Genomic DNA, 12,255 nt, shown 5'->3' with positions numbered 1-12,255 from the left:
AATATATTTACTGAAAATTCAATCTTCGTTATAATGAAACAACATAAGGAGAGTGATGATCATACTAAAACAAATGTATGTGCATGACGGCAGAAAATTTGAGGCTCTGACCATTAGAAACTACACTGAGACTGACATCGAGAGGCTGATTTCTCTTCAAGAAGAATGTTTCCCTCCTCCGTTTCCCCAGGAATTGCTGTGGTCAGAGGACCAGCTTGCCAGCCATATCAAAACCTTTCCGGAAGGCGCTTTATGCGCGCTCATCAATGACAGAATTATCGGTTCCATGACTGCTCTTATTGTACAATTTGAGCCTGATTCTCCTGATCATACATGGGCACAAGCAACTGACAACGGATCGATTAAAAATCATGAACCTCATGGAAATACTTTATATGTAGTGGATATTTCTGTTTCTCCTCATTATCGAAAGCTTGGAATCGGAAAATGGCTGATGAATACGATGTATGAGCTGACTGTTGATAAAAGACTGGAACGCCTTCTCGGCGGCGGCCGCATTCCTTTGTATTATAAATACGCACACGAGATCAGCGCTGTTCAGTACGTTGAAGATGTGATGGAAGGCAGGAAAAACGACCCTGTGCTGTCCTTTCTCCTCCGTTGCGGGCGTTCACCTATTCGTGTAGTCAGCAATTATTTGGAGGATAAAGAATCATTGAATTACGGCGTTTTGATGGAATGGAAAAATCCTTTTTATAAAAAAGCGAGCTGTTGATCACAACAGCCCGTTTAAGTGAAATATTCAATTTTTGCGTTAGGGAAAAAGGTATCAATATAGGATTCAAGTGCCTCTCGAAGTGCATGCTCTTCATCTTTCTGATAAATATATTTTCCGATCCCGTAACGGCCCCATTTATAACGGCGCTTTTCTTCATCTAATTCGAGCTTCGTCTTCGGATAATTTTTCTCTATCACTCGTTTGGCCGGTTTTGTAAAACGGTGTTGAATTAATTCAAACGTAATGTCATGTCTAACGTCCTGCGGCAAAGCAGCATCTAGCTTTTCAAACAGATGTCTGTATCCTTCTTCCCAGCCTTCATGAATATAAATCGGAGCAACAATAAAGCCTAGCGGGTAGCCTGCTTTTGCAACTTTTACTGCCGCTTCTATCCGCTTATCAAGAGGTGAAGTTCCCGGCTCAAAGTTTTTAATCACATAGTCGGCATTAATACTGAATCTGAATCTCGTTTTCCCGTTATGCTTTGCGTCTAATAGGTGATCGACATGATGAAATTTCGTTACAAATCGGAGCTTTCCGAGATCACTTTGGCCAAAATGTTCAATGGCGCGCTTCAGCGTGTGTGTCAGATGATCAATTCCTACAATGTCTGACGTACATGATGCTTCGAACCTTGTGAACTCTGGTGCGCGCTCCTTCATATACTTATCTGCCTGATCTAAAATCTCTTCGACGTTTACATAAGTTCTGATATACGGCTTTGATCCCATGGTTGTTTGCAGGTAGCAGTAATGACAATGCCCCATGCAGCCTGTTGCAAACGGAATGGCATATTCGGCCGAGGGTTTGGATGAATCAAACTTTAATGTTTTCCGAACACCGATAACTAAAGTTGATTTCGCATTGCGATATTGCTGAAGATGATTTTTCCCAGGGATATTACGCACCTGATTGTGGGATGTCGTTTCTCTGATTTCAATACCCATATTCTCAAATTTATCTTGTAATTCTTGGCCCAGCGGATATTCCAGCGCCCTCGGTTCTATATACACAAGCTGCGGAACAAATGGGTTCTGCATGATGCCACATCCTTTTCCTTTACTAACGTTACTTTTCTCACTAGGCGGAAAGGATATGAGTTGTAATGATTTCCTTGTTACTCATACGGATCAATATCAAACAGTTCTTTGTAAAGCGATTTAGCTTCTTCATAGCTTGCAAACACAGCATCGTCCTCTGCGAACGGATGATAGGTTTCATAAATAAACAGGGAAAGCTCGCCTTCATGGTATGGATGGTGCACAATTTCGGCTTCCTTTATGTGAGCTACATTGGCAGCGTGCGGATTTCTGTAGATCACATAAACAGTATCTCCTGCGTTAAATTGGTTTGACATACTATCCCTCCTAGCCATGTTATTGTGTCCTTCTATGCCCTTACTTATGAAAAAAACCAGACAGGCCGGAGGCCGTCTGGTTTTTTTACATTACTTGAATGTTTCTTTTACGAACGCGACAACTTCTTCTGTCGTGCTCATAGATAAGATTTTCTCTTTGAATGACTCAGCTTCTTGTTTAGACAATTTGCTGATCTGTGTTCTTGCCGGAAGAATAGACGTTGCGCTCATTGAGAACTCATCTAAGCCTAAGCCGAGAAGGATTGGAATCGCAATCTCGTCTCCTGCCATTTCTCCGCACATGCCAACCCATTTTCCTTCTTTGTGTGCTGCTTCAATTACCAGTGTAATTAAGCGAAGGATTGCCGGGTTGTATGGCTGATACAGGTAAGATACACGTTCATTCATACGGTCAGCTGCCATTGTGTATTGGATCAAATCGTTTGTTCCGATACTGAAGAAATCAACCTCTTTAGCAAACTGATCAGCGATGACTGCAGTTGACGGAATCTCAACCATCATTCCGACTTCAATATCGTCAGATACAGCCTGTCCCGCTTTTACGAGCTTTTCTTTCTCTTCAAGAAGGATCGCTTTTGCTTCTTTGAATTCGTTAACTGTCGCAATCATAGGGAACATGATTTTCAAGTTTCCGTATGTACTTGCACGAAGCAGCGCGCGAAGCTGTGTTCTGAAGATTTCTTGCTCTTCAAGGCAAAGACGAATCGCTCTATATCCCAGGAACGGGTTCATTTCTTTAGGAAGCTGCAGGTAAGGAAGCTCTTTGTCTCCGCCGATATCAAGTGTCCGCACGACGACTGATTTTCCTTCCATACGCTCAAGAACCGTTTTGTAAGCATCAAACTGCTCATCTTCTGTAGGCAGCTGATCTCTTCCCATGTAAAGGAATTCTGTACGGTAAAGGCCAACTGCTTCTCCGCCGTTTTCAAGAACACCTTTTACATCATCAGGAGTACCGATGTTCGCTGCAAGCTCTACATGATGTCCGTCTTTTGAGACAGTCGGTTCATTGACAAGCTTCGCCCACTCAGCTTTTTGAGCCAAATAAGCATTATGTTTTTCTTCATACTCTTTTACAGTTTCCGCAGATGGGTCAATAATGACATCGCCATTGATACCGTCAACGATAACAGTCACGCCGTTTTGGATCGTGCCTGTAGCCGCTTTCGTTCCAACAACTGCTGGAATCTCAAGAGAACGTGCCATGATGGCAGAGTGAGATGTGCGTCCGCCGATATCAGTAGTGAATCCTTTTACGAACTCACGGTTTAATTGGGCTGTGTCAGACGGTGTTAAGTCTTCAGCTACAATAATAACCTCTTCTGAGATCATGCTTGGGTTTGGAATTTCGACGCCAAGCAGGTGGCCGGTTACGCGTTTTGTTACATCGCGGATATCTGCCGCACGCTCTTTCATATATTCGTTGTCCATAGATTCAAACATGGTAACGAACATAGAAGACGTTTCTTTTAAAGCGAATTCAGCGTTCACTGAATCAGTGCTGATTTTTTCTTTCACAGGGTTCAGAAGCTCAGGGTCACTGAGAACTAAAAGGTGAGCAGAAAAAATATCAGCTTTATCCTGACCCAGTTCTTTCAAAGCGTGCTCTTTGATTTTTTCGAGCTCTTCTTTTGAACGTGCAATCGCTTCATCAAAACGGCTTACTTCCGCTTCAGAATCAGAGATGTTTTTCTTTTCAACCGTTAAATCTGGCTCTTCAAGCCGGTATGCTTTTGCAATCGCGATGCCGGCTGAAGCACCAATCCCTTTTAATTCTTGCATTACTCGCCGAGTCCTTCGCTTTTCATTGTTTCTTCTAAAGCGTTAAGAGCATCGTTTTCGTCAGCTCCGGAAGCAGAGATTGTGATCTCAGCGCCTTTAGCGATACCTAAAGACATAACACCCATAATAGATTTAAGGTTAACTGTTTTGCCGTTATATTCTAAATTAACGTCAGCGTCGTATTTGCTAGCAGTTTGTACAAGAACTGTCGCAGGACGAGCATGGATTCCAGAATCTGCAGTTACTTTAAATGTTTTTTGTGCCATTTTTATCATTCTCCTTTTAACTTAAAGCTTAATTACTTCACAATATTATATCATACAACCGTACTTGTCATCTGACAAGCACGGCGTACTAACACCCTTATTTTTCAATCTTCACAATATCTTCTTGTTCTCTGTTGACTGAACCGCTTGCTTTAATGCTGACTGTTTCTCCTTCAGCAAGGTTTGTAAATACAATCGGTGTCATGAGAGATGGTACATTCGGTTTGACTGCATCCAGATCAACTTCAAGAAGTTTTTGTCCAGGCTCAACGCGGTCTCCTTCTGATACGAAAGACGTAAATCCTTCGCCCTTCAGGCTGACGGTATCAATACCAAAGTGGATTAAAATTTCTCTTCCGCCGTCGGATTGCAGGCCGATCGCATGTTTCGTCGGGAACACATTGAGAATTTTTCCGCGAACCGGTGATACGACAATTCCTTCAGAAGGGAGAATCGCAAAACCGTCACCCATCATTTTCCCTGAGAAGACTTGGTCAGGAACATCCGTAATTGGGTGAATTTCCCCAGTAATCGGAGAAACGAAAACTTCCTCGCCGATTTCATTTTGCAGCGGTTCTGCAATCACTTCCTCAACCTGCTGGCCTACTTCCTCTTGAGCAGATGTTTTCGGTTCAGGTCTAGGCTTGCGTCCCGCAATAATGTCTTGCATTTGTGTTTTTAACCCGTCAGAACGCGGTCCGAAAATAGCCTGAATGTTGTTGCCGACTTCCAGCACTCCGGAAGCGCCAAGCTGTTTCAGACGGTCTTTATCAACCTTTTTCTGATCGTTTACAGTCACACGCAGACGAGTGATACAAGCATCAAGGTGTTTGATGTTTTCCTGGTCACCCATTGCCTGCAGAATCTCATAAGGAAGATCCCCTGCTTCACCTGTTTTCCCAGGTGCTGCTGTTTCTTCCGCAGCATCCTCGCGTCCAGGTGTTTTCAGATTAAATTTGCGGATGGCAAATCGGAATCCGAAGTAGTAAATGACCGCTAACCCTAAGCCGACAGGGATGACAAGCCACCATGCCGTCCGGTTCGGTAAAATACCGAATAGGAAGTAGTCAATTAAACCACCGGAGAATGTCATACCAATCTTAACATTCAACAGCTGCATGACCATGAATGAAAGTCCCGCAAACAAACAGTGAATCGCAAACAGGACTGGAGCAACGAATAAGAAAGAAAATTCCAATGGCTCTGTGATCCCCGTTAAGAAGGATGTCAAGGCCGCTGAACCCATAATACCTGCAACGAGTTTTTTGTTTTGCGGTTTTGCTTCATGATAAATGGCAAGCGCCGCAGCAGGCAGACCGAACATCATAAATGGATATTTACCTGTCATGAACGTACCTGCCGTTAACTGTACGCCGTCTTTAATCTGCGCCATAAAGATACGCTGATCCCCGCGGATGATTTCTCCTGCTGCACTCTTATAGCTGAAGAATTCATACCAGAACGGCGAATAGAAAATGTGGTGCAATCCGAATGGGATAAGCGAACGTTCAATCACCCCGAAGATAAATGCAGCAAGGGTTGGATTCGCTTCCACTAATCCTGTTGAAAAGGCATTCAATCCATGCTGGATCGGAGGCCAGATCACTAACATAATAAGACCCAGAATCAGTGCAGAAATTGACGTAACAATTGGAACGAAACGTTTACCCGCAAAGAAACCAAGGTATTGCGGCAGTTCAATTGTGTAAAATCTGTTAAACAATAATGCAGCTAACACACCGACGATAATACCGCCGAACACCCCTGTCGCCAAGGTAGGTATACCAAGCATGTTTACATATGCAGGATGGTTTTCCGTAAAGAACTTGGCTCTTTCAACTGAATCCGAAGGAATGGTTCCGTTTGCAAGAAGAACCGCACTCATGGATACATTCATTACAAGATAACCGATAATTGCTGCAATCCCTGCAACTCCATCACCATTGGCAAGCCCGATGGCTACACCTACTGCGAAAAGAAGCGGAAGGTTATCGAAAACAATCTGCCCAGCGCTTTCCATCACACCTGCTACAAGCTGAACATTGTCATTGCTCAAGAAATGCAGGACCTGAATCATGTCCTTATTTTGCATCGCATTCCCGATCGCAAGCAAAATACCCGCAGCCGGAAGGATCGCAACTGGAAGCATAAGCGCACGCCCAATTTTTTGAAGAACGCCGAATAATGCTTTAAACATAAGAATTGACCTCCTCTTTTTACTAGTCTGACCTTACAGCTAAAAATCATGACAACGAATTCACAGGCGTAAGTCTTCCAGTTTAACCGTTTACATTTGCCCTTTTACACAACAAAAAGGCATGAGCAAAATTGGGTGCGCAAAAGAACGAGAATGAACTTCCCGTTTTTTTCCCTCAATCACTCATGCCTGATCGAATCAGTAACACGTTATAAGGATAAACTGAATTTATGAAATTTTATTGGTTAATCGGTACAGATGAAGCGTCAGATAAACCGCTTCCGCCTCATGAACTGGTTTCTTCAATGTTTGCTGCAAGATTTTAATCAATTTCCAAGCTGTATTGTAGCATAGCGGATATTCATTTTTCAATAACAACATTAATTTTTCTGGTTCTTTAGTCGGTTCTTCTTTTTTAATTCTTTCTATTGTAAATCTGATATGCCTGATCAGCCGCAAATAGTTGACACTTTCCTTATTTACTTTCATTTGAAATGAGTCTTCAATCACCTCGACAAGCTGCGCCATGAGCTGAGAGTGCTGATTGACCTCGGACAGCGGACGGTTTGTCAACGCTGAATGGATATGCAGAGCGATAAAACCAATCTCCCCTTCAGGAAGGCAGATTCCCGCTTTTTCATTGATCATATCTATGACTTCTTTGGCAATTTGGTACTCCTCAGGATATAGTGACTGAGTCTCCATTAAAAATGGATTTTTCATATCAAATCCCTGCTGCTGCCTTTTGATCGCAAATGCGATATGGTCTGTCAACGCAATGTGAATATGTTCATTTAATGAGTGATTAGTCCTATTGCTTATGTGATAGATGACATCGTTTGAAATATCAACGAGGTTTTCATCAACATAGTCAAGGAGCTTTTTAAACTGTTTTTGTTCCTTCTCGTCTTTTAAAATGAACATTTTATCGTAGCCTTTATCTTCAATGACATCATCTTGTTTTTTTCCGAAACCAATACCTTTTCCGATTAAAACGACTTCGCTGTATTTATGATGAGAAGCAATTAATACGTTATTATTCAGTACCTTTTTCACTGTGAAGGACCCATTCACGATCCTCAGCTCCTTTGTCATTCAATACCTCATATCGTACATAACGAACGGAAGGCACGTCAAACCTTTTTTCAATGCATTCACTAAACAGTCGATCTTTCGATGAGACGGTAATCCAGAACTTTCCTTTCAATCGGCTGCCCTTGAATTCTTTTTTCCAGTATGGCAAATGCCTGCTTTCCCATTTCCCTTGTCTGAATATCGATCGTTGTGATTCCAAGCGCTTGGCTGATTTCGTGGTTATCAACGCTTAAGATTGCAAGCTCATCCGGTACTGACACCCGCTGGTTCTTTGCTTCAAGAAAAAGCCCTGCTGAGACTTGGTCATTGGCAACAAAAATAGCCGTCGGCTTTTCCTTCCACGTTTTCCATTTTTGAAAAAGCGCCTTCCCATCATTGATTGTAATCGCTTTCTCAACTACCCAGTCTTCACGAAATGCCTCGCCGATCTCTTCCAATGCCTCTTTGTAGGCTTTGATTCGAAAATGGCTGTTCATGCCTTTTTTTCTTGCCAAACAGATGGCTATTTTTTGTGCCCTTTGGCAATTAAATAGTCCAAGCCGTTCCGAAATGCTTCTTGGTGAGGAATGCTGATGGTTGGGAAGCGGGCATTATCTGAATTCTGGCAAAGCAAAATCGGGCCCTCCCATTCCATGAGTTTCTCATCAGCAAGCGCCTTTGAGCAAAAAATCAGGCCGTCAACCTGGCGCTGCTTTAATTGGGAAAGCGCAAAGATTTCTTTTTGTACCTCATAGTTTGTTTGGAATAAAGAGAGGTGAACCCCAGATTCCGCGGCTGCGTCGGCTATTCCTGCAATCAGCTCTGCAAAATATGGCAGATTAACCGTCGGCAAGACAACACCAATCATGTTTGAAAATCCTTTCGACAAATGTACAGCGTGAATATTTCTCGTGTACTCCAATGATTCCATTGCCTCAAACACTCTTTTTCGTTTGTCTTCACTGACGTATGGATGATTGTTTATGACTCGGGAAACCGTTGTAACAGAGACACCGGCTTTTTCTGCAATGTTTTTAATATTAGCCATAGATTCCCTTCTTTCTAAATCCCCTTGATCTGGAATGCGTTTCATACAATATGATATGGACGTACCAGATATCTTTTTGTGTTTTAAGCTGAAAGGAGAAGATCACATGGGTTTCTTCATTTTAATTGGGTTATGTCTCACTGTTCTCGGTGGCAGCTGTCTTGCTGTAAAACCTCTCAACCAAAAACATGAAATTAAACCCTTTCGAACATTTGATGATTTTTTTATTTAATGCAGATAAAAAAGGACGATGTCGAGAACAAAGTCCTTTTTTATTTCTATTACGGCAGTATGATTAATTCCTTTGGATATTGGGTCAGAGCAACTGCTCCGTCCTTTGTTACGTGAACGTCATCCTCAATGCGCACGCCGCCGATCTCAGGCACATAAATCCCCGGTTCGATCGTGTAGACCATGCCTTCCTGCAGCAGTGTATCGTTGGCCTGGCTCATTGATGGATACTCATGGACAGAAATTCCGAGTCCATGCCCAAGCCGGTGAGGAAAATAATCACCGTATCCCGCTTTTTCAATGATTCCGCGGGCAGTTAAATCCAGATCTCCGATTCTCACACCGGGTTTGCTTGCCTCAATCGCGGCTTTTTCCGCTTGAAGCACAGTCTCGTAAATGGCCTCCTGCTTCGGATTGATGGTTTTGTAAGCAAACGTTCTTGTAATATCAGAGCAATAGCCGTCAAGAATAACACCGAGATCAAATAATACAAAATCACCTTTCTTCAACGTGGCTGTACCAGGATTTCCATGAGGCTGGCCAGATTTTTCTCCGAATAAAACCATTGTAGAGAAAGACATGCCCTGAATTCCTTTTTTCTTCAGCTCATACTCAATTTGAGCGAGCACTTCCACTTCACTGATGCCTTCACGCAAAGCGGCTGTGCCGACTTCAACACCGTAATCTGCAAGCTTTGCCGCCTCTTTCAGCAAACGAATCTCATTGTCATCTTTAATCAGGCGAAATTGATTGAGTGTTTCTTCTGCTGAAACAAATTGAGCCCCGCCAGTCGCATGCTTCAGCTGTTCTGCACGTGATAGCGAGATTGAATCCTTTTCTACCGCAAGCGTATGTATGCTGATATTTCGCTTTTTCAAGGCCTTCTCTATCAGCTCCCACGGATTTTCGTGATCCGCATAGCCAATGATTTCATGATTCCAGCCTGCGTTGCGGGCCTGTCCTGCTTCCATTCCTGGACAAACAAAGAAAGGCTCCTCTTCTTGAAAAACAAATAACCCCATTAATCTTTCATGCGGCTCTGTGTAAAAACCGGTTAAGTAAAAAACATTTTCTTTCGTATGAATAAATGCGGCAGTATGCCCCGCTTCCTTCAGCCATGAAGAGACGCGTTGTATTCTATTCACTTCTTGTTCCTCCCTGCCATTTGCAATGCATTGTTCTGTCTTCCATTGTAACAGGTTTTACCGGTGTTTGCCTTTCACGACGCCTTCATTTTCTAATGCATTTTATTTCCTGCTCCTCTTCCTGTATACTGACAGTAACGTTCAATCGCAGGGGGGTTGTTCCGTTTGCTGATGAATTTTTTCAGACGAAAAGCAGTTATGCTCTTAACAGTTTTGGGAATTTCCGCTCCTTTTATCGGGATGAAGATGGTGGGCTTTTATTATTACAGCTCTATCATAGGCTGTGCAGCGGGTTTCCTTTGCTGCATCCTCGCTCTCATCCTGGTTATGAAAAGATCTGAAAAAGACAAAAATGAAGGGAAAGCTTGATACATAAAAAGCCAGCAGCCTGATTAGGGCTGCTGGTTTTATTTTAGGAGTCTTAAACCGTTTAGTATGACCAAAATCGTGCTGCCCTCATGACCAATCACGCCAAATGGCAATTCCATCACCTGCAAAAAGTTTGCACAAATCAGCAGGCAGATTACAGCTAGAGAAAACACGATATTTTGTTTGATGATCTTGTTCATTTTCCGAGACAAGCGGCACATGTTTACGAGCTTTTTCAAATCGTTTTTCATGAGGACCATATCAGCGGTTTCAAGTGCTACATCTGTTCCGCCGCCCATCGCAATGCCGACATCCGCCGCTTTGAGTGCCGGCGCATCATTGATTCCGTCACCCACCATTGCAATCGTTCCGAATTCTTCTTTTAACCGTTTGATTTCATTCACTTTTTGGTCAGGCAGGCATTCTGCTACGACAGTTGTCATGCCGGCTTCCTTGGCAATCGCTTGAGCCGTGTCTTCGTGATCTCCTGTCAGCATGGCCGTTTTAATCCCAAGTCGGTTCAGTTCTTCCATGACCTCTTTTGCTTCAGGCCTGATTTGGTCCTTCAGTGCGATACAGCCTGCTATTTGATCATCCTTTTTCACAAATACAATTGTATGACCGCTTTGAATGACATCTGATGCTGTTTGTTTCAAAAATTGTGCTGCCATTTCCTCGCCGATAAAACCTGCTTTACCGACCTTCCATTTCGCACCCGACACTTCTGCCATAACGCCAAACCCTGAGGTTTCTTCTATAGATATGTAGCCAGACTGATTCACGCCGCGGCTTTCAGCGTACGCCGTTATGGCTTGGGCGAGCGGATGGCTTGATTGCATTTCGATGGCATAGACAGCCTCAAGAACTTCCGCTTCACTGAATCCTTCTGCTATTCTAATCGTCTCTACGGCAGGCTGGCCTTTTGTTACAGTGCCGGTTTTATCAAAGGCGATCATTTGCACTGAGCCCAGCTGTTCAAGAAAGACGCTTCCTTTCACAAGCATACCGTTGCGGGCGCCATTTGAAATCAGGGACAGCGCCGCCGGCATAATAGAGGCGACAAGCGCACAAGGTGACGCGACAACCATAAACACCATTGCGCGATAGAAGGTTTCACTCCAGCTCCAGCCCATCGCAAAGTGCGGGACGAATAAAAGGAGCCCCACCGCAATTAGCACACCTTTCACATAAGCATTTTCAAATCGTTCGATGAAAGCCTGCGCGGGTGAAACACTATTTTGCGCTGATTCAACCAGTTTGATAATTTTTCTGAATAACGAATCTTCATTTGCTTTCGTGACACGGACAGTCAAGGAGCCATTGCGATTCACCGTTCCTGTGAATACAGCGTCGCCTCTGTTTTTTTCTACAGGCATTGATTCACCTGTTAAAGCCGACTCGTCAAGACTTGTCGAGCCCGATTCAATGATACCGTCTGCCGCTACGCGTTCTCCAGGTTTGATCACAATCATATCACCGGCCTGCAAGTCTGAAACCGGAACTCTTTTGGTTTCACCATTGACCATCAATGTCGCTTCTTCAGGCTCAAGCTGCATTAAAGACGTTAAATCTCTGCTGCTTTTATTCATCGTGTATGTTTCTAAAGCTCCGCTTAAGGAAAAAATAAATATTAAAATAGCACCCTCTGCCCAGTATCCGATCAAGGCGGAACCAACGGCAGCGAAAATCATTAAAAGTTCTACATTCAGCGTTTTGGATTCGAGTGTTTCTTCGATTCCTTCCTTTGCTTTAGCAAATCCGCCGATCACAAAAGCCAGCAAGAAAAGTATTATGGATAATACCTGATATCCGGATAAGAGCCAGCCTGCCAAAATAAGAGCGCCTGATACAAGTGCTGCAATAAGCTCTGCGTGCTGTGCCCAGTTTTTTTCCCTCTTGTCTGTTTTCAATGGCTCATGCGGGTCGCGTTGAACGATAACTTGTTCATTCATATCGAATTCTCCTCTCTAATTGAGAACGTAAATCATCTTCATTTCTCTTATAAAAACAAAATCGCTGCCCAAAA

At 43.3% G+C, this 12,255-nt stretch carries 10 protein-coding genes and 1 pseudogene; 2 read left to right on the top strand and 9 right to left on the bottom strand.

From position 1 onward, the window contains the following. Positions 1 to 55 precede the first annotated feature (55 nt). Positions 56 to 736 (top strand): GNAT family N-acetyltransferase, encoded by a 681-nt coding sequence (locus RAC86_RS27445; RefSeq protein ID WP_326147579.1) that lies wholly within the window; start codon positions 56 to 58, stop codon positions 734 to 736. Between the two features lie 14 nt (positions 737 to 750). Here the strand turns inward: RAC86_RS27445 and splB are convergent, their stop codons facing one another. The 8 genes and pseudogenes from splB to papB all read right to left on the bottom strand — a co-directional run bounded on the left by splB (position 751) and on the right by papB (position 9,860). Next, positions 751 to 1,779, bottom strand: coding sequence for a spore photoproduct lyase (gene splB, locus RAC86_RS27440; RefSeq protein WP_003245173.1), 1,029 nt, complete (start codon positions 1,777 to 1,779; stop codon positions 751 to 753). 77 nt (positions 1,780 to 1,856) lie between these two features. Then, positions 1,857 to 2,096, bottom strand: coding sequence for a splAB operon transcriptional regulator SplA (splA, locus tag RAC86_RS27435; protein ID WP_003218644.1), 240 nt, complete (start codon positions 2,094 to 2,096; stop codon positions 1,857 to 1,859). Positions 2,097 to 2,186: 90 nt separating this feature from the next. Then, positions 2,187 to 3,899: a phosphoenolpyruvate--protein phosphotransferase gene (gene ptsP / locus RAC86_RS27430; protein ID WP_003218638.1), complete on the bottom strand. Its 1,713-nt coding sequence runs from the start codon at positions 3,897 to 3,899 to the stop codon at positions 2,187 to 2,189. After that, positions 3,899 to 4,165 (bottom strand): phosphocarrier protein HPr, encoded by a 267-nt coding sequence (locus RAC86_RS27425; RefSeq protein WP_003154654.1) that lies wholly within the window; start codon positions 4,163 to 4,165, stop codon positions 3,899 to 3,901. The genes ptsP and RAC86_RS27425 overlap by 1 nt, the downstream gene beginning before the upstream one ends. A 97-nt stretch (positions 4,166 to 4,262) precedes the next feature. Then, positions 4,263 to 6,362 carry a PTS glucose transporter subunit IIABC gene (gene ptsG, locus RAC86_RS27420; protein WP_003244661.1) on the bottom strand — a complete coding sequence of 700 codons (2,100 nt, stop codon included), beginning with the start codon at positions 6,360 to 6,362 and terminating at the stop codon, positions 4,263 to 4,265. 228 nt (positions 6,363 to 6,590) lie between these two features. Next, positions 6,591 to 7,457: a glucose PTS transporter transcription antiterminator GlcT gene (gene glcT, locus RAC86_RS27415; protein ID WP_024571340.1), complete on the bottom strand. Its 867-nt coding sequence runs from the start codon at positions 7,455 to 7,457 to the stop codon at positions 6,591 to 6,593. 62 nt (positions 7,458 to 7,519) lie between these two features. Then, positions 7,520 to 8,484, bottom strand: a pseudogene (locus RAC86_RS27410) (LacI family DNA-binding transcriptional regulator). Between the two features lie 281 nt (positions 8,485 to 8,765). Further along, entirely contained in the window at positions 8,766 to 9,860 is a 1,095-nt protein-coding gene (papB, locus tag RAC86_RS27405; RefSeq protein WP_121591735.1) for a di/tri-peptidase, read from the bottom strand. Positions 9,861 to 10,025: 165 nt separating this feature from the next. On the opposite strand from papB, the gene RAC86_RS27400 reads away from it, so the two are divergent. After that, positions 10,026 to 10,229, top strand: a complete 204-nt coding sequence (locus tag RAC86_RS27400) for a hypothetical protein (RefSeq protein WP_015715796.1) — start codon at positions 10,026 to 10,028, stop codon at positions 10,227 to 10,229. A 38-nt stretch (positions 10,230 to 10,267) separates the two neighbouring features. On the opposite strand, the gene pfeT is transcribed toward RAC86_RS27400, so the two are convergent. Next, complete coding sequence (gene pfeT, locus RAC86_RS27395) at positions 10,268 to 12,181, bottom strand: metal-transporting ATPase PfeT (RefSeq protein WP_377886229.1); 1,914 nt, start codon at positions 12,179 to 12,181, stop codon at positions 10,268 to 10,270. Between the last annotated feature and the right edge of the window lie 74 nt (positions 12,182 to 12,255).

It is taken from the genome of Bacillus sp. LR_5, assembly GCF_042709275.1.
The sequence above is the reverse complement of the archived record's forward strand: the minus strand, read 5'-3'. Positions and strand labels throughout refer to the sequence as shown.